Genomic DNA, 20,958 nt, shown 5'->3' with positions numbered 1-20,958 from the left:
AGAACACATAAAATAGGCAAGATCCAGTGAGAAGCAACACCTGAATTAAGTTCGATTCATCCGTGAACGGTGATTCCATATATTAATCGTCATCCCCCCTTGAACATCCGGTTTTGAACTTGGGTTTCATGGAACTTTAGACGTTACCCCCGTTGCAAATACTGGGCCATCATCACAAACCTTGTACATTTTCTGTTGCCCTTGCGCCGGCACGACACAAGCATAGCACTCACCTACGCCGCAAGCCATCCGACTTTCTAGTGAAATATAGGCATGGGGATGACCCCGATAACGATTGTTAACGGCCATTAACAAACCCCGCGGCCCGCAGGCATAAACTGCTGCAAAATCAGTTTTAGCGAAGTCTGCTGCATCTAGCAACAAACCAATATGACCATGGAAGCCATAAGAACCATCATCGGTGGCATAATGGACATCACCAAGCGCACGAAATTCCTGTTCATAGAAAATTTGTTCTTGTTTACCAAAACCAATCGCGTGGGTCACTTCAATGCCCTGCGCTACTAGCTGTTGCGATAAGGCATATAACGGCGGAATACCAGTGCCGCCACCAATGATCAAAGCGCGTTGCCCCGCTTGCAAAAAATCAGTGGGGAAACCATGACCTAATGGGCCGATGGTATCTAAATGCGTCCCAGGCGTTACTTGACTTAATTCAGCGGTTCCCTGGCCGACAACACGATAAACCAGACGTAGTTGCTTGGTTTGCGGATCAACTTGGGTAATACCGAATGGCCGCCGTAATAAAAGGTTGGGATCAGGAATTTTAACGTCAACAAATTGCCCGGCAGTGGCTTTAACCGTCGCCATTTTTCCTTGTAAGGTCAGTTCAAAAACATCTGCAGTTAGTTGTCGTTGTTGCACAACCACCATTTTCTCCTGTAACATGGAAAAATCTCCCCTTTTCAGGTTAAAGTTATTTTTATAGCGGTAAGGTCGTGAACGAACGTGATTCTAACACCCGTAAAATTGCGTTAGCTGTATCTAATGAAGTAAACAATGGAATACCATGTTCGATCGCGGTTTGGCGAATTTGAAAGCCATCTGAAGCGACGTCACGATCGGCGTCCATGGTATTAATGACCACTTGGACATGGCCGCTATCTAATAGTTGTAAAATATCCTGCTCCACGTTGTCCTTAATTTTGGCAACCGTACTAGCTTTAATGGCTTTGCTAGTAAAATAATCTGCTGTGCCGGCAGTGGCAATGACGCGATAACCAATTTCACGGAATCGTTTAGCTAGATCAGCGGCCTCGGCTTTATCCTTATCGGCAATCGTAAACAAAACGGTGCCAAAGTCTGGTAGATGTAATTTACTAGCTTCAAAAGCTTTGTACAGTGCTTTTTCCAAAGTTGTATCGCTGCCCATGACCTCACCAGTGGATTTCATTTCTGGTCCCAACAAACTATCAACGTTATACAATTTAGAGAAGGAAAAGACTGGCGCCTTAACGTGAACTAATTGGCTTTCAGGATATAGACCATCATGAAAACCTAGCTTGTCTAAGCTGGTGCCTAAAATAACTTGGGTGGCGACCTGTGCCATCGGGATCCCCGTTACCTTACTTAAAAATGGGACGGTGCGGCTAGCGCGCGGGTTAACTTCCAACACGTAGACTTGCTCTTCATGAATAATAAATTGAATATTCATCATACCGATACACTTCAAAGCCACCGCTAATTTCTGAGCGGCAGCAACGATTTGTGCTTTAACTGCTGGTGATAATGACTGTGGTGGATAAACGGCCATTGAATCACCTGAATGGACACCAGCGCGCTCGATATGTTCCATGATTCCTGGTAATAAGACTTGCTGGCCATCAGAGATCACATCAACTTCGCATTCTTTGCCGACTAGATATTGGTCAATTAATACTGGATGATCATTGGAAACTTTGACCGCGTCGCGCACGTAGATTTCTAAATCTGCTTGTTTTTCAACGATCTCCATTGCCCGGCCACCTAAAACATAACTTGGCCGAATCAGTACGGGGTAACCGATCCGTGTCGCAATTGCTACCGCTTCTGCTTCAGTTGTGGCTGTGTCACCAACTGGTTGCGGAATCGCTAGCTCCTGAATAACTTGATCAAACTCATCACGATCTTCGGCCCGATTTAAATCTGCTACGCTGGTACCGAGAATTTTCACGCCGGCGGCTGCTAAAGGCGCCGCCAAATTAATTGCAGTTTGACCACCGAATTGAACAATAACGCCTTCAGGTTGTTCTAGCTCGATCACATTTAACACATCTTCAAACGTCAATGGCTCAAAATATAACTTATCAGAAATGGAAAAGTCCGTCGAAACAGTTTCCGGATTGTTGTTCATAATGATCGCTTCGTAGCCCGCCTTTTGGATGGCTTTAACTGAATGAACAGTTGCATAATCAAACTCCACACCTTGGCCGATTCGAATTGGGCCCGAACCGATCACCAATATTGAAGGCTTTTTGCTGACTTGGCTTTCATTTTCTTCTTCAAATGTACTGTAATAATAAGGAGTTTGTGATTCAAATTCAGCGGCACAAGTATCAACCATTTTATAAACTGGCCAAATATTAGCTTCACGGCGCATTTCTCGTAATTGATCTGCTGGTAATTGCCATAATTGACTAATTTTTGCGTCAGTAAAACCGTTACGTTTTGCTTGCTCTAAAACTGCTAGATCACCTTTATGCGCAGCTAAATCTGCTTCGATCTCAATGATGTGCAGTAATTTATCTAAAAAGAAAATATCAATTTTAGTTAGCTCGTTTAATTCACTCAAGCTATAATTCCGGCGTAAGGCTTCGGCTAGATAAAACAGGCGATCATCTTGCGGATGGATCAGTTTATCCGTCAATTCAGCGTCACTAACTTGTGCCAATTCAGGCAATTCCAAATGCAGCGTATCAATTTCCAGTGAACGAACAGCCTTCAGCAACGACTCTTCAAAGTTACGGCCGATCGCCATAACCTCACCAGTAGCCTTCATTTGGGTACCTAACCGCCGCTCGCCCTTAGCGAACTTATCAAATGGCCAGCGGGGAATCTTAGTGACCACATAATCTAAGGTCGGCTCAAATTCAGCGTAGGTGGTACCAGTGATCGGATTCATGATCTCGTCTAGAGTCAGTCCAACCGCAATTTTTGAAGCAATTTTAGCGATCGGATAACCAGTTGCCTTGGAGGCTAAGGCCGATGAACGTGAAACCCGCGGATTAACTTCAATAATGTAGTATTGGAAGCTATTTGGATCCAGTGCGAGCTGCACATTACAGCCGCCTTCGATTTTTAAAGCACGAATGATTTTTAACGAAGCGTCACGCAGCATCTGATTTTCCTTATCCGATAACGTCTGTACTGGTGCAGTAACAATTGAATCACCGGTATGAATACCGACAGGATCAATATTTTCCATGTTACAAACCACCAATGCATTGTCGGCGGCATCGCGCATAACTTCGTACTCAATTTCCTTGAAACCCGCAATACTTTGTTCGATCAAAGCCTGAGTGATCGGTGATAATTTCAAAGCGTTAGTGGCAATCTCGACTAATTCTTTCTCGTTATCGCACATGCCGCCACCAGTACCACCCATGGTAAATGCGGGGCGGACAATGACCGGAAACCCAGTTTTACGAGCGAATTCGACCGCAGCTTCAACGGTATTAACACTTAAGGAGTCTGGAATTGGTTCCGCTAGTTGCTGCATTAAGTTTTTAAATAATTCACGGTCCTCGGCTTGATCAATTGCATCTAGTTTAGTCCCTAATAACTGGATATGCAGTTCGTCTAAGATTCCAGCAGAAGATAATTCCATTGCCATATTCAGACCCTGCTGACCACCAAGGGTCGGTAGAATAGCGTCAGGCAATTCTTTACGTAAAATGCGAGTGACAAACTCTAAAGTCAATGGTTCGATATAAACTTGATCAGCGATCTCCTTATCAGTCATGATCGTTGCTGGATTGGAATTAACCAGCACCACTTGATAACCTTCTTCTTTTAAGGCGAGACAAGCTTGAGTTCCAGAATAATCAAATTCAGCTGCTTGACCAATAATGATCGGGCCAGAACCGATCACCAAAATTTTATGAATATCTGTTCGTTTAGGCAATGTACTGACGCTCCTTTCCGTAATTTATGCGCGTTTGGCAAAAGCATCGATCATTTCCATGAATTCATCGAATAAATGAGTGGCATCATGGGGACCTGGCGTCGCATCGGGATGAAATTGGACGGAAAAGGCCGGATAATTACGGTGGCGCAAGCCTTCGATCGTTTGATCGTTGATCTCGATATGGGTCACTAGTAGATCAGCTTGCTCGACAGAAGCTGGGTCAACCGCATAGCCGTGATTTTGTGATGTAAAGTCAATTCGACCAGTTGCAATTTCTCGTACGGGATGATTAAATCCGCGATGGCCAAATTTCATTTTATATGTGTCTGCGCCATTAGCTAGCGCAAATAATTGATGGCCGAGACAGATACCGAATAATGGAATTTTACCTTGGATACCACGAATCATGTCCAATGCTTCGGGGACATCTTTGGGATCACCAGGACCATTACTCAGCATGACGCCGTCTGGGGCTAAATCTAATATCTCCGCCGCTGTCGTGTTATAAGGTAAAACAGTTAGATTGCACTGGCGCTTTGAAAGTTCACGTAAGACACTATGTTTTAAGCCAAAATCGATCACCACAACATTGTGACCAGTGGCGGGACTTGGATAAGGTTTAGTGGTCGAAACTTGCTGCACCTGATTTTTGGGCATAACCAGCGCGTTCAGCTGATCAAATGCGTGATCATCGACTGTATCGACAATGCTGGCTTTCATTGTGCCAGCTGTCCGTAGTCGTTTAGTCAGTCGCCGCGTATCAACGCCACTGATTCCGGGAATATTTTTACGTTGCAAAAATTCATCTAATGACATTTGATTACGCCAATTACTAGCACGGCGGGCAACTTCATGGACCACTACGCCTTTGCAAGTCGGTGCAATTGATTCGTAGTCATCACGGTTGATGCCATAATTGCCAATTAGCGGATAAGTAAAAGTAATTATTTGACCATTATAGGATTGGTCAGTGATCGTTTCCTGATAGCCGGTCATACCGGTATTGAAGACAACTTCACCGGCAGTGGTCAGTGGCGCACCAAAGCCCTCGCCTGCAAAAACTGAACCATCAGCTAAAATTAAGTAACGTTTCATTTTGTTGTGCCGCCTCTCTGGTAAACAATTTGTCCAGCCACTAAAGTATATACGGTTTCACCATAAACTTGATTGTCAATAAATGGCGTATTTTTCCCCTTAGAATAGAGACTGTCTGCAGTAATTTGATAGCGGTGCTTTAAGTCAAAAATTGCCAGATCTGCTGGTTGGCCGCTTTTTAGCTGGCCGCTAGTTGGTAAGTTAAAAAGTTGTGCTGGTCGATAGCTGAGCCAATTGATCAATTGAGCAAGTGTAAAAATCCGCGTTTTAACAAAATTAGTGAACAGTAAGCTAAAAGCCGTTTCGCTGCCGACGATTCCAAATGGCGCTTGACGCATACTTTGTTGTTTCTCATCGGTTCCATGCGGCGCGTGATCAGTGGCAATACAATCGATCGTACCATCGATCAAGCCGGCGATCAGTGCTTGCCGATCATGTTCACTACGTAGCGGTGGATTCATTTTGTAATTACCTTGGTCCGCCGGAATATCGCGGTCACTAAGTAATAAATGGTGTGGCGTTACTTCACAAGTGACTTGCACACCGGCTTGTTTGGCTAGCCGGATCATCTGAACGGATTCAGCTGTAGAAACGTGACAAACATGGTAATGAACACCAGTGGCTTGAGCTAAGACTAAATCACGGGCTAATTGCGCCGTTTCGACCACATTACTGATTCCCGGCAAGCCCAGTTCGTCTGCCTTGGCACCAGCGTTCATGACCCCGCCATGCAGCAAACTATCATCTTCGACATGCGCCGCCAGCGGCAAGTTAACTGCTTTAGCAGCACGCATTGCTTGATACATTGTATCAGCATCTTGAATTCCGGAACCATCATTAGAAAAGGCGAAAGCGCCAGCCGCTTTTAACGCCGGGAAATCAACTAATTTTCCGGCTGTTCTTTGTTCGGTGATCGTAGCGTATTGGCCAATACGAATCACAGCTTCTGCTTGATTGCGCACCACCATCTTCTGTATTTGTGCTGCATTATCTGGTACTGGGGTCAAATTTGGCATAGCCCCAACAAAGGTGAACCCACCGTGTGCTGCCGCTTGACTCCCCGTTTTAATTGTTTCTTTATAAGTTTGCCCTGGATCGCGTAAATGCACATGAAGATCAACTAAACCCGGACTAATAAAATCACCATGTAAATCGATCACGGTAGCCGTTGTTGCCTCCAAATCAGCCCCAATTGCTGCAATTTTACCGTCAACCACTAAAACATCTTGCGCTTGCAGTCGCTCATCAACTAATAGCTGGCCGTTCTTTAACAGGTAATTCATACTAAGCCTCCTAATTGGTTGCCGCGAAGTACACTTTCGATCATTGCCATGCGCATAAAGACACCATTTTGCATTTGTTCAACAAATTTAGAGTGCGGACTTTCCACCAAAGCGCCATCTAGTTCAACACCGCGATTAATTGGTCCTGGATGCATGATGATGGCTTCTGGCTTCATCCGTGCTGCTCGTTCCAGTGTCAACCCATATTGCTGATGATAGGCTGCTGCATCAAATTCGGCATCGTTACTATGACGCTCGTGTTGCACCCGTAGCATCATCATGACATCAACTTGCGCCACTAAATCATCTAGCGGTAAATACTGACCGAAACGAGCAAATTGGTCATCATACCATGCTGCTGGCCCGGAGAAATAAACTTGTGCGCCTAATTTCTTTAGTACTTCCATATCAGAACGCGCCACTCGTGAGTGGTTTAGATCACCAACGATCGCTACCTTCAAGCCATTAAAGCCCCCAAAATTTTCGCTGATCGTCATCATATCAAGTAGACTTTGTGAAGGATGCTCCCCACTACCGTCACCGGCGTTGATCAAAGCGACTGGTAAAGCCGGCTGATTCAATAAAGCTTGATAATAGGCTGCTTGGGGATGCCGAATAACTAACAATCGCACGCCGACTGCTGCTAGCGTTAGGCAGGTATCGTACAAAGTTTCACCTTTGTTAACAGAACTAGCTTGGGGGTTGAAATCGACGACGGATAAACCAAGCCGCCGTTCAGCAATTTCAAAGCTAGTGTGCGTCCGCGTACTGTTTTCAAAAAATAAGTTAGCTGCATAAACGGGTTCAGTTAATTCAAGTTGGGTCCCGTGCTTAAATTCTTCGGCGCGGTGAATTAATGCGGTCACAGTGTTAACATCTAAATCGCGCATGGAAACTAATTCTGGTTGGCAAGTTAAAGGTTCAGCGATCATATTATTCCTCCGTTCTAATCTTCGTTACGTGCTTGTTTTGGTAAAATTAAGTTTAAAACGATTCCTAGTAAGGTGGCCAAGGCAACACCAGTCAGCTGGAACTGACCTAGTTGTAGATAGGCACCACCGATACCGATCACTAAGATCGTAGCCGCGATCATTAAGTTACGTTTCTGATCGAAGTCAATTTTATTATCAATTAAGATTCGTAACCCGTTAGCAGCAATGACACCGAACAGCAAGAAGCTGATGCCACCAATAACAGGACTGGGGATGCTCATGATCAGTGCGCTAAGCTTCCCAACAAAACCGAAGACCACTGCGAGAACTGCGGCACCAATGATGACAAAGACACTGTGGACCTTGGTTATGGCTAAAACACCGATGTTTTCACCATAACTTGTTACTGGTGGGCCACCGATAAAACCAGCCACAATTGACGCCAAACCATCACCAGAAAGAGTTCGGTGTAAACCAGGATCCTTGAAGAAGTCACGACCAGTTAATTGATCCAACACCATAATATGTCCCATATGTTCCGTCATGGTGACAAAGGCAATCGGCGCCATACCAAGAATAGCGCCCCAGTAAAATCCTGGTTGATAATTAACAAAAGGAACCTCGAAAGCCGGCAAGGCGAACCAAGCCGCCTGCATAACTGGTGCGAAGTCGACTAAGCCAAAGAGCACAGCAACCAAGTAACCACCGACGATGCCCAGCAAAATTGGAATCAGGCTGAGAAAACCTTTTAAAAACATATTGAAGAAAACCGTTAAGCCTAAAGTGATCAAAGCAACAATGAAAAATTTAATGTCATAATGGCTGTTATTCATCATCGCGTCATTTGCGGCGCTACCAGCTAGCGATAAGCCGATCACCATTACTACCGGCCCGACGACGATCGGCGGTAAAACTTTATCGATCCAAGCCGAACCGATTTTGCTGATGATCAAAGCAACAATTAGGTAAACGACCCCCACCGCGATACTGCCTTGGGCAATGGCTGGATAACCTTGCGTTTTCATCAACGCCTGCATGGCCACAATAAAGGCAAAGCTAGATCCTAGATAGGCGGGAATTTTGCCTTTAGTCATTAGGATATAGATGATGGTACCGATACCTGAACTTAGAATCGCAATCCCGGGATTTAAACCCACTAGTATTGGAACTAAGACGGTTGAACCAAACATGGCGAATAAGTGCTGCAGTGATAGGCCAAACCATTGTAGCGGCGCTGGTCGATCACCAATATCTAAAACTACATTATTTTTTTTATGTTCTGTCTGCATGACAATAACCCCCTACATTTCTATAAAAAAAGCGCGCATTTTGCTAATGCCAGCAAAATGCGCGTTTGGTGGGTATACAAAGCAACCCAGTAAACCATTTTGCTCTCTCTGGAGACAATTAAATCGTTTTTTGGTTAATCCATTTTTTGGATCAGTATGCTATCATGCTGATCAAGTTCTTCGACGGCTACTTTGATCTGCTCATGTAGTGATGTCGGAATGTTTTTACCAACAAAGTCAGCCCGAATCGGTAATTCACGATGACCGCGATCAACTAAAACTGCCAGCGAAATCTTTTGTGGCCGACCGATCGTCATTAGCGCGTCTAACGCAGCCCGCACCGTACGGCCAGTAAACAGAACGTCATCGATCAAGATCACGTGCTTATCTTCAATTGTCACCGGAATATCCGACCCATTAACAGTTGGTTCATCTTGACCCGGTTGGTGCAGGTCATCACGATAAAGTGTAATGTCTAACTCGCCAACTGGGACAGTGAGTCCTTCCAATTGTTTCATTCGTTCAGCAATCCGCCGAGCTAAATAAATACCCCGCGTTTTAATGCCGATCAAAACTAGGTCATCAGTGCCTTTGCTCTGCTCAATGATCTCATAAGTAATCCGCGTTAAAGCGCGTTTCATAGTTACGCCATCAACAACTTCTTTATCCATTAACAATTCCGCCTTTCTGCACTACTTCACTGTAGTAGTCAGTTATCCATCAAGTCTGCTAATCATTTTATTGATGCTTATGGTCAAGTTCAGCCATGAGTATGTGGGTACAAAAAAATCCCCTTGTCCGCGCGACAAGAGGATTCACTAAAATCAGGTTAGATTCCGCCCTAATTTAATATCACCTTACTAGCCTCACGGGACTAATTTTAAAGGATCTCGATTCATTTATTAACTTTAATATACTGAATTTAGGCTTAACTGTCAAGCCGCTTTCGTAAATTCGTTAGCGCTTTTTCAAAAATTGGTGGTACTGGTGCAGTGAATGTCATTTGTTCACCTGTTCGTGGATGTTTAAAGCCTAATAAAGCAGCATGTAAAAATTGACCCTGACCTTTTAACGTTTTTTTAGGACCATATAATGGATCGCCAGCCACTGGATGACCAATATATTGTAAGTGGACGCGAATTTGGTGGGTACGGCCAGTTTCTAGGATACATTTGATCAACGTATATTCATTGAAACGTTCCAAAACTTCAAAATGCGTGACCGCATGTTTACCACCGGCGACCACTGCCTGCTTCTTACGATCATTCTTAGCGCGTGCAAGCGGCGCGTTGATCGTTCCCTTATCTTCCTTGATGTTGCCATGTACTAGGGCTAAATACTCACGTTGGCTGGTTTTAGCTTTTAATTGCGCCGCTAAACTAAGGTGGGCTTGATCATTTTTAGCTACCATCAACAAACCTGAAGTATCTTTATCGATGCGATGCACGATGCCAGGGCGAATAACGCCGTTGATTGTTGATAGCGGACTATGAAACAACAAGGCGTTAACTAATGTATCTTGTGCATGACCTGGTGCGGGGTGGACCACCATTCCTTGTGGTTTATTGACGACGATCACATCGTCATCTTCATAAACAATAGTCAACGGAATATTTTGTGGTTGAACATCTAACGCAGTTGGTGCTGGCACGGTTACCGTGATCTGATCACCAGCCACCACCGCATATTTGGCCTTTTCGATTTTACCATTGACTTGTACGTTATCCGTTTTGATCAATTGTTGAACTTGGGCCCGTGATAACTGTTCAAAATAACTGCTGATCACCTTGTCTAACCGGCCGTTCTCGTCAGTTATGGTCATTGCTAAATTTTCTGCTTGCATACATTACTCCTTCTCATCTGCGAAAAAAATTAAATAAATAAACACTAATATAACGCCGATGGTTAATGCACTATCCGCTAAATTAAAAATCGGAAAGTTAATGAAGTCTAGCTGCAGCATATCGACTACATAACCAAAACGTAAACGATCAATAAAATTACCTAACGCTCCGGCAATCATAAAACTTAAACCTAGCGCGTATAAACGTTGTTCATGGCGTGCTTTAAATAATAAATAAGCCAATACCAAGATAACTAGTGGCGTTAAAATCAAGAAAAAAAGTTGTTTGCCTTCTAGAATACTCCAGGCAGCACCGTTATTCCGTAAATAAGTTAACGATAACAAGTTAGGAATCAGGTTTTGGACCTGTTGCAACGCTAAATGTGTGGTGATCCAAGACTTTAGTAATTGATCGCAACCAACGACTACCGCCATTAAAATTAAATAAAGCAAAGATTGGCCTACTTTCTACAATAATTGTTTAAAATGAGCTAAATCGGCCTCTAAGTCAACTTGTAATTGGCGATTATAGAAAACGGCCGCGGGATGAAAAGTCGGTAACACACGATAAATTCGTTCAGTCGGAACAAACTTATTGCGTGTATTGTCGTATCGCTGAATTGGTCCAGTAAATAATTGGCCATGGACTGCTCCAACTTGATAATTTTTGCCCAATAAACGTTTTAGCCCCACATTACCAATAGTTAAAATTAAATCAGTCGCTAAATGAGCTAACTCATAATCAAGTAAAAAAGCCTGGCTAATCAATTCGCGTTGTGTTGGTGGTCGATTATCTTTTTTCTGATAGGTTTGGCCAGTGCGCTTGGCTGTTTTAGTCACGATCCGAAACGGCCGGCTATGATAAGCACTAGTAATAAATATATCAGCGCGCGTCACCTCTAATTTAGTCAACGATTTATCCAGCTCAACCCCAGCGCGACCAGTAAATGGTTGCTGCACAGCTAACTCTGTTTCACCAGGGGCTTCACCGACCAAAATAAAGTGCGGCGTTAAGTTACCATTACCAGGGACGAAGCCTTCAACATTACCTTGTATCGTTTGCTGACCACGAGTAATTAGTGCTGCGGGTAAAATAGCGGGCATTAGAACAAGCCAGTAATTGTACCGTCCGCCGCTACATCCATATTTAAGGCTGCTGGTTTTTTAGGTAGCCCCGGCATTGTTAAAACATTACCGGTTAAGGCAACCAAGAAACCAGCGCCTAAATCAGGTACAAATTCACGAATTGTGATCGTAAAGTCAGTTGGTGCCCCTAATTGCTTAGGATCATCACTAAAGGAATACTGAGTTTTAGCCATGCAGATCGGTAATTTATCCCAACCATTGGCCACAAAAGTCTGCATTTGCCGTTTGGCTTTAGTGGAAAATTCCACTGCTTGACCACCATAAATCTTCTGTACGATCGTTGTCACTTTATCAGTGATCGAAGCTTGGTTGTCATATAGTGGCCGGTAATCAACAGTTGTTTGCATTGAAGCCAGCACTGCGTTAGCCAAATCGATCCCGCCGGCACCACCATTGGCCCAAACTTTTGTATCGATTGCTTGTACGTTCAATTCAGCACATAAATTTTGTAATGCAGTTACTTCAGCAGCCGTATCAGAAACAAAGTGGTTGATTGACACAGTCACTGGTAAGCCATATTGCTGCATATTTTTAATATGACGCTTCAAATTGACAAAACCTGCCGTTAATGCGGCAACATTTTCGGTTTTTAAATCGGCTAGTGCCACGCCACCGTTGTATTTTAGCGCACGAATCGTTGCGACTAAAACCACTGCATCGGGGTGTTTACCTAACTGTGGGACCTTAATATCTAAAAACTTCTCAGCGCCTAAGTCAGCACCAAAACCAGCCTCAGTAACTGTATAATCAGCTAGCTTTAGCGCCGCAGTTGTTGCTAAAATACTATTACAACCATGGGCAATATTAGCAAATGGCCCGCCATGAATAAAGGTTGGTGTGTGTTCTAACGTTTGCACTAAATTGGGTTTTAGGGCGTCCTTTAACAACATAGTAATCGCACCTTGAACTTTCAAGTCAGCTACGGTCACTGGTTGTTTTTGGTCATTATCACCGATAACAATCCGGGCAATCCGGGCTTTCAGATCGGTAATGCTGGTAGCCAAACATAAAATAGCCATTAATTCGCTGGCAACGGTAATATTAAATCCATCTTCGCGTGGTACCCCCTGGAAAGGCCCGCCGAGACCGATAACTACATTACGTAGCGCACGATCATTGATATCCAGTGCCCGTTTCCAAGTGATGCGGCGCTGATCAATATGTAACTCGTTACCTTGTTGAATATGGTTATCAATTAATGCAGCTAACGTATTATTAGCGCTAGTCAACGCATGCATATCCCCAGTAAAGTGTAAATTAATATCTTCCATTGGGACGACCTGCGCATAGCCACCACCGGTTGCACCACCTTTGATCCCCATTACTGGACCTAAAGAAGGTTCGCGCAGTGCAATGATCGTTTGTTTATTCAGCCGATTAAGCGCGTCTCCCAACCCAATCGTCACTGTTGATTTACCTTCGCCAGCTGGGGTCGGGTTAATTGAGGTTACTAAAATTAATTTATGCTCTTGCGGCAAAGTACGTTGGTCCAACGCAGCTAATTTGACCTTAGCTTTATATTCACCATATTGTTCAATATCATGTTGGCCTAAGCCGATTTGTGCTGCAATCGTTTGAATGGGCTTGATCTCACTTTGCTCATTTTGTTGTGCAATTTCAATATCAGACAAACAAAACACCCCTTAAATTAATTTTAGTTAGCAATCATTCGCAGGTCGATCATTTTGCGATAGCATTAGTATACCGTGTTTTATGGCTGGCGTGAAGTCGCGGTCGTCCGTAATTCGTCTAAGGCGGCAACTAATTTTTGTTTTTGGTTCTTAGTCATTAAAATAGTGACATGTGGCAAACGGGTGAGCTCAAAGCGTACACCATGTGTGGTTACAACGACATGCTGTAATTCATTAAATTTAATGCTTCGGTTATGTCGTGGTAATATTTGTTGTAAAATCAAACTAGAATTTTCTGTATCCAAAGTTAAGCGCCGCCGGAAAACACCGAGTGCCGCAATCACTAAAAATAAAATAAAAGTGACAATTGTAAACCATTGAATGGTCGTGATCTCTAGCCAGCCAGTACCACTAACAAACAAAATAACGAAAGTCCACGACCAAAAAATGATGCTAGAATATAGATTAGGTTGATAATAAAAAGAGCGTTGCATTTTGTCACCTCATTAAAATAATAAAGCCGGCATATTGTGCCGTCCTTTTGTTGCTTATTACAATACTACATTTTTCTAGATATGAAATATAGGAGGAAGTTGAGCCATGATCATTCTTGCCACTGACGCCGCCACTAAAGGTTCACCGGGGCCAAGCGCTGCTGGGGCAGTGATCAGCTATAGCCAGCAACGACTACAATTAAAGCAAGTACTGCCAGAAATGGATAATCATCACGCCGAATTTGCAGCTGTCCTATTTGGTTTACACGCCCTACACGAACGTGGTTTAACCCATGAGACACTTGAATTACGAACCGATAGCAAGCTAGTTTACACTAGTTTAGAAAAAGGTTACGCGAAGCATTTTCAGGTTGAAGTCGATCAAATTTTAGCGTTGGAACGTAGCTTTCCACTAGTCTTGCATGTGTGGGAGCCCGATCACCAGCATCGTGGTCCACATATGCTGGCACAGCAAGCGCTCTTTAACCAATTAAACACAAAAAAATAGCTGAATCAAGTCTGATTCAGCTATTTTGGTAAATTTATTAATTATTTTAGTACGCGGAAACGTGATTCATTATCCATGTATTCTTTTTCGCCAGCTGGTGCTTCAATCGAACCAAAAGGCATCTGTGCGCGTAAACGCCAGTTAGCTGGGATTTCAAACGCTTCATGAACCAGCTCATCAACGATTGGATTGTAATGCTGCAAGCTTGCTCCAATACCATTCTCAGCTAATGCAGTCCAAACTGATAATTGAGCGTTACCTTGTGCTTGTTCTGCCCAATCCGCAAAGTTATCGGCGTATAATTCAAATTGCTGTTCCTGATTACGAACGATGTCTTCATCAGTGAAGTACATGATCGTGCCAAAACCAGCTTTAAAGCTAGCAATTTTTGCTTTAGTGCCCTCATATACAGCTTCCGTTGGTACTTCAGTTTTCAAACGTTTAACGACGATGTCCCATAACTGGTCGTGATGATCACCAAACAAAACAATTGCACGCGTTGTTTGACCGTTAAAAGCAGTTGGTGCTTCGCGGACAACATCTTTAACTAAGTTAGCAATTTCATCTTGTGAGGCGGCAACATTCTTACCTAAAGCGTAGATCGAACGGCGTTGTTTTAATAAATCAAGTACAGTTGTTTTCATATGTGAGTGACACTCCTTATTGGTTGATGTTTTATAGTTTAACAGCTTACTTTTAGTAAGTCAACTTTTATGCTAAATAAAAAACGTTACTGTTTAGAGTAACGTTTTAGCCTTATTTTAGGAAGTTCAGCAGATGGTTTAATTTTGGGTTTTGTTTTTTTAAGTTGTAAGTTAAAGTAACTTTTTTATTTAGTTACCTTACCGTTGCTAGTGCTCACGTTTACCCCAATATTGGAATAAATCGACGCGCAAGGCCCCATTATATAATTTCCGGCGTTTCGTAGATTTTTCGCCGTAATAATTTTCAAATTCCAGATCACTGGTTAAGATATATTTACTCCAGCTAGTCATTGGCCGATAAACGTCACCCATTTGCTCGTAAAGTTGTTCAACGCTGCTAGCATCACTTAAACGTTCACCGTAAGGCGGGTTGGCAACGATCACGCCGTTTTTCTTGTCAGTCCGGAAGTCTTTGACTGCTAACTGCTTAAAGTCGATATCCCGCAGTACGCCAGCTTCATTAGCGTTAAGTTTAGCAATATCGATCATGCTACCGTCAATATCGGCACCCATAATATCTAATACAATATCTTCCCGCCGAGCTGCAGCAGCTTCCGCCCGTTGTTCAGCCACTAGATCAGCGCTGACCCAATCCCAGTCTTCAAATGAAAAGGCCCGCTTTAACCCAGGAGCAATATTTAAACCCTTCAACGCCGCTTCGATTGGGATCGTGCCTGATCCACAAACTGGATCTAAGAACGGCATATCAGTATGCCAATTAGTGATTGCAACTAAAGCTGCCGCCATATTTTCTTTTAAAGGCGCATCGCCTTTTTCGACCCGGTAACCGCGTTTGAACAAGCTTGGTCCAGTTGTATCTAAAGTCAGCATAACGTGGTCCTTCAGAATACTAACTTCTAAGGCAAATAACGCTCCCGTTTCTGGTAAACGACCACGACGATGATACACGTCACTTAACTTCTCGACAACTGCTTTTTTTGCTAAGCGTTGGACATCAGGGACACTATATAGTTTTGATTTGATCGAGCGCCCCGCCATGGGAAACTCTGCGTCTAGTGGCAAATACTCATCCCATGGTAGTGCCTTGACCTGTTCAAATAAATCATCGAAGGTAAAGGCGTCAAACTCACCAACCACGATCTTGATCCGATCAGCGGTGCGTAACCACAGATTTGTGCGAATGATATCCTTTATATCCCCTGTAAAGCGAATCCGACCATTCTCCGTTTGGCCTTTGTAACCTAATGTTTTCAATTCATTGGCGGCTAAAGCTTCGATGCCACTCGCCGTGGTGGCAATTAAATTGTACGTTGTCATGTTATCTCCTCATTTACGATTTATTATTTAATATTTTATTATAAACGTATTTAAAAAGGCAACTGCTTATGCCTGTTTAAACGCTCGCTCTCAAAAAAAAGACCCTCCACCGAAATGAAGGGTCTCCTGATAAGGTGTAAACCTCTGTAAGCCATGTTTTGTCTCGCTGAATGGCTCAGGAACACAATCAGCGAGGGCAATCATCTATCTACAGATACTAGATCTGTTTCTATGCGTCGTTCATTTCCATACATAGAACGCCCCTACCATAAGTTTGGGTTACTCGCTCGCGGGGTTTACCCGTTCCAAACAGTTTGTTTCCAAACTGTATCGTCACTGTGGCACTTTTCAGGATAGTAGCTGCATAGATTGCTCCTTAGCAACGTTCTCCGCCGTTACTGGTTACCCAGTACCTTAGCTTATTGGGCTAAGCACGATCACTACAAGCATCGCAGCTTGTGCGGGCATGGACTTTCCTCAGTCTGCAAAAGCAGACCGCGATCACCCGAAGTTTACACCGGTTAATTAACTATTTAACTTGCGTGGCCCATCTTGGTTGCTATCATCTAGCTTTGCACCAAAAACATGGCGTTCCAAGTTAGACAAACGCTTCAAGATATCAAAGTTAGTTACCGTTGGATTAGGTTGCGCGCTTTGAACATTCTTGTTCACCGTAACCTGTTTGGTTAACTCATCGTTACGTGATCGTAAGCGCTGATTATTTCCCGACAAATCATCTACTCGGGCATCATAAGCCTCATAGTCCTTGATCACTTGATCTAAGAATTCGTCAACCTCAGCAGGATCATATCCCCGCATCTTAGTTTTGAATTCTTTCTGGAGGATATCCTGAGTTGTAAAATTTAAATTATCCATTTCAATACACCTCATTGCACATTGTCATTGCTATGACTGATAATAGTATAGCAAAGTTTAATCCGCTTGAAAACCATTTTCTTGCTCTTCTTGATAATTATTTGCTGTATCCTGCAAATTATCGAAATCAATTAAGCTTAATGCGTAATCATGCTTTTGTTGATAACGCCGAATTGCATCGACGGTAAAGTGAGTTTTTCCCGGCGCTGTATCATCATATAACACTAATGCACCATCTGTGTGCTTCAACATGAATTCTTGATAATTTCTTAATTGTTTCGGTGAATGATAGGGCTTATCACTGACCGCAGCAGAAAAATCGACCTGACCTTGCAGCGCCACTAACGCCGTTTGGTTGGCTTCGTTCCAATTTTTACCAAAATCAGCAAACGGCAACATTAAGGCGGTCTGTAATTCCGGATAATCTTTTTTTAAAGTTGTCGCCACTTCTAGGCTCCATTGTTCCGTACCTAACTGACCGCCACTGATCACCCAGTCCAATCCTTGATCAAACTGTGCAATCAATTCTGCTTGCAAAGCAGCTTTAATAATTTTTAACTTTGGTTCATTGGCGCTGAAAACGCCGAGTTCATAACTACGGTAACCTGTTACCCACAGCCGCATAGGCATCCCTTCTTAATTTTATTTCAAAAAAACGCAAGTAATTGCTATAATAAGGGCTTAGGAGTGTGATCATATGCCGTTTCATTATCCAAATGGCAACCTCTACCACAATGATGCCAAAGCGCAGCCAAAAAAGCAAATGGCGCGCAGCCATACTCGTTTCGATAATCGCGGTATGTCATTGGAAGAGGAAATTAATGACAGTAATCAGTTTTATCGTGCACGCGACATTGCCGTTATCTATAAAAAACCGATCCCATTACAAATCGTTAAGGTCGATTATCCCAAGCGTAGCGCCGCAGTGATCAAAGAAGCTTACTTTCGCCAACCATCGACCACCGATTATAATGGTGTTTACCAAGGTCATTACCTTGACTTTGAGGCTAAAGAAACGAAAAATAAAGCTAGCTTCCCATTAAAAAACTTTCACGAGCACCAAATTGAACACATGCGCCATTGTTTGCGACAAGCGGGGATCTGTTTTGTGATCATGCGTTTTGTAAGTTTAGATCGTCTGTTCGTCTACCCAGCTTCACCGCTGATCACTTATTGGGATCAACAGATTAAGGGTGGTCGTAAGTCAATCCCACTGACCGAGATCGAAACTGCTGGTTTTGAAGTTCACTATGCCTTAAAACCGCGTATTCCATACCTCGCTGCAATCGATCGTTTAATTGCAACGTTAACCATCAATAAAGGAGATCATCATGGCCAATAATTCCAACCAATCACGTGTTGCGCGTCATAAAACAACCGCTAAAAAACCAAAAAGAAAGCATCCCATTCGCCGTGTTTTTTTATGGCTACTTGGTATTTTTATTCTTGCCTTACTGGCGGGTGGCGGTCTGTTCACCTACTACGCGATGAGTGCACCAAAAGTAACTCAAGCGCAACTGGCGAGTAAATCATCGTCGGTCATTTACGATAGTACCGGTGCTAAGATTCGCACCTTAGGCCTAGAAAATCGTAGCTATGCTTCTGGTAATTCGATTCCGCAAACCTTAAAAGATGCGATCGTCTCCACCGAAGATCGCCGTTTCTATTCCAATTTCGGGATCGACCCTGTCCGTATATTGGGGGCTGCATTTTCTAATGCGAGTGGTAGTTCTGGCTTACAAGGTGGTAGTACCTTAACTCAGCAATTAATTAAATTATCGGTTTTTTCAACTAAAACATCCGATCAAACTTTAAAACGTAAAGCCCAAGAAGCTTGGTTAGCGGTTAAAGTCGATCGTTCTTACTCTAAAAATCAGATTCTTGAATTTTACATCAATAAAGTTTATCTAGCCAATGGTGTCTATGGTATGGGCACCGCTGCTGATTATTACTACGGTAAGTCATTGAAGGAATTGAATTTAGCACAACTGGCTTTACTGGCTGGTATGCCGCAAGCACCAAGCACTTATGATCCTTACGTTAATCCAACGGTTGCAAAGGATCGGCGCGATACTGTTTTAGAGTCAATGGTCGCTAACAAAAAAATCAGCAGTCAACAAGCTAAGCAGGCCGAAGCCGTACCAATCACCGACGGCCTAGTCAATCAAGCAGAACAAAAGAATACTGATACTGACAATGTGACTGACGCTTATATTAGCCAAGTCGTTGCCGAAGTTAAAAAGAAAACTGGCTTAAATCCATACACTGACGGCTTAAAGATTTATACGAATTTAAATCTTAAAGCGCAGCAAAGATTATATGATATCGTCAATACCGACAGCTACGTTGCTTTCCCTGATGATCTTTTACAAACTGGAGTCACGATGACCGACGTTAAAACAGGGAAAGTCACCGCTATGATCGGTGGCCGTAAAACCGGCAATGTTCAATTCGGTTTAAATCGTGCAGTGCAAACCACCCGCAGTAGTGGCTCAACGATTAAACCAATGCTCGATTACGGTCCCGCAATCGAATACTTGAATTATTCTACCTACCAACAAATGGATGATACTAAATACACCTATGCTGGGACATCAACTCAGTTATACGATTGGGACTTTAAGTATCTTGGCCGCATTTCGTTGCGGACAGCGTTAGCACAATCACGTAATGTTCCTGCAGTACGAACATTAGATAAAGTCGGTACCACTAAAGCAACCCAGTTTATCAAGGGATTAGGTGTGACCTTCTCCGAACCGCTTGAATTACAAAATGCCATCGGTGCGGATGTGTCCAGCCTCCAAGAAGCTGCAGGCTATGCTGCTTTTGCTAATGGCGGTACCTACTATAAGCCTTATTTAGTTAATAAAATTGATAAACCAGATGGGACCAGCGAAACCTTTGATCCTAATGGTAAGCGAGCAATGAAGTCCTCGACTGCTTATATGATCACGGATGTGCTTAAGGATGTTATCACTGACGGCACTGGTACCAACGCTCAGATCAGTGGCGTTTATCAAGCTGGTAAAACTGGGACCACTGATTATTCCAGCGATGAGCTTGCTAAAAGCACCACTGTTTCCAGTAGCATGTCAAAAGACTCTTGGTTCACAGGTTATTCCCGTGACTATGCGATTTCAGTTTGGACTGGTTATGACCAGCCACAACAGCACGGGTTGACCGCTACCGAGCAACAGATCGCCAGCAGCATTTACCGCGAATTGATGCAGTATACTAATACTGAAACCAATGCTACTAGTAAGAATTGGACCAAACCTAGTAGCGTGGTAGCTGCTAATATTCTTAAAGGCTCCAATCCTGCACAACTAGCAGCTAGTGGCGCTGCTAGTAGCCAGATCAGTCGCGAACTCTTTGTCCGCGGCACACAGCCGACAACTGTCGCTCGAAGTACAACTAGCAGTCGCTCGATCAGTAGTTCAAGCAGTAGCTTAGCCAGCAGCAGTTTCAGTTCATCGGTCAGTAGCGCCTCTAGCTCAGCTATTGAATCCTCTAGCCAAGCTAGTCAAGAAACTGCGACCAGTCAAAGCTCGGCTTCATCTGAGCCAACACAAAGTAGTTCACAATCCAGCGCTCAGCAATAAAAATGAAGTGCCTCATAATTGTTAGACAAAGAGTCTAATGATTGTGAGGTACTTTTTTCATGGTTAAATATAGCCCAGTTTTAAAAGCGCAAATTATCAGTGAACATCTAGACCATGATATCGGCGGTGCCGAGCTGGCCAGAAAATATTG

19 protein-coding genes and 1 other RNA gene are annotated in these 20,958 nt (G+C 43.4%); 3 read left to right on the top strand and 17 right to left on the bottom strand.

Translation table 11 applies throughout. The annotated features are described in order from the left end of the window. Window positions 1-126 precede the first annotated feature (126 nt). From EKM76_RS09095 to EKM76_RS09040, 12 genes are all read right to left on the bottom strand, one after another. Entirely contained in the window at window positions 127-930 is an 804-nt protein-coding gene (locus EKM76_RS09095) for a dihydroorotate dehydrogenase electron transfer subunit (RefSeq protein WP_263853683.1), read from the bottom strand. A 13-nt stretch (window positions 931-943) separates the two neighbouring features. Beyond that, window positions 944-4,123, bottom strand: coding sequence for a carbamoyl-phosphate synthase large subunit (gene carB / locus EKM76_RS09090; protein ID WP_125550361.1), 3,180 nt, complete (start codon window positions 4,121-4,123; stop codon window positions 944-946). A 24-nt stretch (window positions 4,124-4,147) separates the two neighbouring features. Continuing rightward, window positions 4,148-5,221: a carbamoyl phosphate synthase small subunit gene (locus tag EKM76_RS09085; RefSeq protein WP_125550360.1), complete on the bottom strand. Its 1,074-nt coding sequence runs from the start codon at window positions 5,219-5,221 to the stop codon at window positions 4,148-4,150. Further along, window positions 5,218-6,504 carry a dihydroorotase gene (locus EKM76_RS09080; RefSeq protein ID WP_125550359.1) on the bottom strand — a complete coding sequence of 429 codons (1,287 nt, stop codon included), beginning with the start codon at window positions 6,502-6,504 and terminating at the stop codon, window positions 5,218-5,220. The genes EKM76_RS09085 and EKM76_RS09080 overlap by 4 nt, the downstream gene beginning before the upstream one ends. Then, a complete protein-coding gene (locus EKM76_RS09075) occupies window positions 6,501-7,436 on the bottom strand; it encodes an aspartate carbamoyltransferase catalytic subunit (protein WP_125550358.1) in 936 nt (311 codons plus the stop codon). The genes EKM76_RS09080 and EKM76_RS09075 overlap by 4 nt, the downstream gene beginning before the upstream one ends. Window positions 7,437-7,450: 14 nt before the next feature. Next, window positions 7,451-8,725: a solute carrier family 23 protein gene (locus tag EKM76_RS09070; RefSeq protein ID WP_125550357.1), complete on the bottom strand. Its 1,275-nt coding sequence runs from the start codon at window positions 8,723-8,725 to the stop codon at window positions 7,451-7,453. Between the two features lie 134 nt (window positions 8,726-8,859). Continuing rightward, window positions 8,860-9,396, bottom strand: a complete 537-nt coding sequence (gene pyrR / locus EKM76_RS09065) for a bifunctional pyr operon transcriptional regulator/uracil phosphoribosyltransferase PyrR (protein ID WP_125550356.1) — start codon at window positions 9,394-9,396, stop codon at window positions 8,860-8,862. Window positions 9,397-9,653: 257 nt separating this feature from the next. Continuing rightward, entirely contained in the window at window positions 9,654-10,568 is a 915-nt protein-coding gene (locus EKM76_RS09060) for an RluA family pseudouridine synthase (RefSeq protein ID WP_125550355.1), read from the bottom strand. Window positions 10,569-10,571: 3 nt separating this feature from the next. Further along, window positions 10,572-11,021 (bottom strand): signal peptidase II, encoded by a 450-nt coding sequence (gene lspA / locus EKM76_RS09055; protein ID WP_125550354.1) that lies wholly within the window; start codon window positions 11,019-11,021, stop codon window positions 10,572-10,574. A 15-nt stretch (window positions 11,022-11,036) separates the two neighbouring features. Beyond that, the gene (locus EKM76_RS09050; RefSeq protein WP_125550353.1) at window positions 11,037-11,672 is read right to left on the bottom strand and encodes a uracil-DNA glycosylase; all 636 of its coding nucleotides are present in this window, start codon (window positions 11,670-11,672) and stop codon (window positions 11,037-11,039) included. Further along, complete coding sequence (locus EKM76_RS09045) at window positions 11,672-13,345, bottom strand: formate--tetrahydrofolate ligase (protein ID WP_125550352.1); 1,674 nt, start codon at window positions 13,343-13,345, stop codon at window positions 11,672-11,674. Before EKM76_RS09045 ends, EKM76_RS09050 begins: the two co-directional genes overlap by 1 nt. A gap of 80 nt (window positions 13,346-13,425) precedes the next feature. Beyond that, entirely contained in the window at window positions 13,426-13,839 is a 414-nt protein-coding gene (locus EKM76_RS09040) for an EbsA family protein (RefSeq protein WP_125550351.1), read from the bottom strand. A gap of 106 nt (window positions 13,840-13,945) precedes the next feature. On the opposite strand from EKM76_RS09040, the gene EKM76_RS09035 reads away from it, so the two are divergent. Next, window positions 13,946-14,347 carry a ribonuclease HI family protein gene (locus tag EKM76_RS09035; RefSeq protein WP_125550350.1) on the top strand — a complete coding sequence of 134 codons (402 nt, stop codon included), beginning with the start codon at window positions 13,946-13,948 and terminating at the stop codon, window positions 14,345-14,347. A 41-nt stretch (window positions 14,348-14,388) separates the two neighbouring features. Here the strand turns inward: EKM76_RS09035 and EKM76_RS09030 are convergent, their stop codons facing one another. The 5 genes from EKM76_RS09030 to EKM76_RS09010 form a co-directional block, all read right to left on the bottom strand. Continuing rightward, on the bottom strand, window positions 14,389-14,991 hold the full coding sequence (locus tag EKM76_RS09030; RefSeq protein ID WP_125550349.1) for a nitroreductase family protein: 603 nt from the start codon (window positions 14,989-14,991) through the stop codon (window positions 14,389-14,391). A 207-nt stretch (window positions 14,992-15,198) separates the two neighbouring features. Then, window positions 15,199-16,329 (bottom strand): THUMP domain-containing class I SAM-dependent RNA methyltransferase, encoded by a 1,131-nt coding sequence (locus EKM76_RS09025; protein ID WP_125550348.1) that lies wholly within the window; start codon window positions 16,327-16,329, stop codon window positions 15,199-15,201. Window positions 16,330-16,471: 142 nt separating this feature from the next. Then, an RNA gene (gene rnpB / locus EKM76_RS09020) (RNase P RNA component class B) lies at window positions 16,472-16,842 on the bottom strand. Window positions 16,843-16,854: 12 nt separating this feature from the next. Further along, window positions 16,855-17,205 (bottom strand): cell division regulator GpsB, encoded by a 351-nt coding sequence (gene gpsB, locus EKM76_RS09015; RefSeq protein ID WP_125550347.1) that lies wholly within the window; start codon window positions 17,203-17,205, stop codon window positions 16,855-16,857. 57 nt (window positions 17,206-17,262) lie between these two features. Next, a complete protein-coding gene (locus EKM76_RS09010; protein WP_125550346.1) occupies window positions 17,263-17,829 on the bottom strand; it encodes a DUF1273 domain-containing protein in 567 nt (188 codons plus the stop codon). 73 nt (window positions 17,830-17,902) lie between these two features. Between EKM76_RS09010 and recU the strand changes: the two genes are divergently transcribed. Together recU and EKM76_RS09000 are read left to right on the top strand one after the other, a co-directional pair. Continuing rightward, window positions 17,903-18,547 carry a Holliday junction resolvase RecU gene (gene recU, locus EKM76_RS09005; RefSeq protein ID WP_125550345.1) on the top strand — a complete coding sequence of 215 codons (645 nt, stop codon included), beginning with the start codon at window positions 17,903-17,905 and terminating at the stop codon, window positions 18,545-18,547. After that, complete coding sequence (locus EKM76_RS09000) at window positions 18,537-20,807, top strand: PBP1A family penicillin-binding protein (protein ID WP_125550344.1); 2,271 nt, start codon at window positions 18,537-18,539, stop codon at window positions 20,805-20,807. Before recU ends, EKM76_RS09000 begins: the two co-directional genes overlap by 11 nt. Window positions 20,808-20,958: the final 151 nt, after the last annotated feature.

Source organism: Loigolactobacillus zhaoyuanensis, assembly GCF_003946385.1.
Classification (GTDB): domain Bacteria; phylum Bacillota; class Bacilli; order Lactobacillales; family Lactobacillaceae; genus Loigolactobacillus; species Loigolactobacillus zhaoyuanensis.
This window is presented reverse-complemented; position numbering and strand designations above follow the sequence as displayed.

Bases quoted from the DNA above. Each gene is read 5' to 3' on its own strand.
- EKM76_RS09085 (WP_125550360.1), bottom strand. From the start codon at position 5,221: ATGAAACGTTACTTAATTTTAGCTGATGGTTCAGTTTTTGCAGGCGAG.
- EKM76_RS09080 (WP_125550359.1), bottom strand. From the start codon at position 6,504: ATGAATTACCTGTTAAAGAACGGCCAGCTATTAGTTGATGAGCGACTG.
- EKM76_RS09075 (WP_125550358.1), bottom strand. From the start codon at position 7,436: ATGATCGCTGAACCTTTAACTTGCCAACCAGAATTAGTTTCCATGCGC.
- EKM76_RS09070 (WP_125550357.1), bottom strand. From the start codon at position 8,725: ATGCAGACAGAACATAAAAAAAATAATGTAGTTTTAGATATTGGTGAT.
- pyrR (WP_125550356.1), bottom strand. From the start codon at position 9,396: ATGGATAAAGAAGTTGTTGATGGCGTAACTATGAAACGCGCTTTAACG.
- EKM76_RS09060 (WP_125550355.1), bottom strand. From the start codon at position 10,568: ATGCAAGCAGAAAATTTAGCAATGACCATAACTGACGAGAACGGCCGG.
- EKM76_RS09050 (WP_125550353.1), bottom strand. From the start codon at position 11,672: ATGCCCGCTATTTTACCCGCAGCACTAATTACTCGTGGTCAGCAAACG.
- EKM76_RS09040 (WP_125550351.1), bottom strand. From the start codon at position 13,839: ATGCAACGCTCTTTTTATTATCAACCTAATCTATATTCTAGCATCATT.
- EKM76_RS09035 (WP_125550350.1), top strand. From the start codon at position 13,946: ATGATCATTCTTGCCACTGACGCCGCCACTAAAGGTTCACCGGGGCCA.
- EKM76_RS09030 (WP_125550349.1), bottom strand. From the start codon at position 14,991: ATGAAAACAACTGTACTTGATTTATTAAAACAACGCCGTTCGATCTAC.
- EKM76_RS09025 (WP_125550348.1), bottom strand. From the start codon at position 16,329: ATGACAACGTACAATTTAATTGCCACCACGGCGAGTGGCATCGAAGCT.
- gpsB (WP_125550347.1), bottom strand. From the start codon at position 17,205: ATGGATAATTTAAATTTTACAACTCAGGATATCCTCCAGAAAGAATTC.
- EKM76_RS09010 (WP_125550346.1), bottom strand. From the start codon at position 17,829: ATGCGGCTGTGGGTAACAGGTTACCGTAGTTATGAACTCGGCGTTTTC.
- recU (WP_125550345.1), top strand. From the start codon at position 17,903: ATGCCGTTTCATTATCCAAATGGCAACCTCTACCACAATGATGCCAAA.
- EKM76_RS09000 (WP_125550344.1), top strand. From the start codon at position 18,537: ATGGCCAATAATTCCAACCAATCACGTGTTGCGCGTCATAAAACAACC.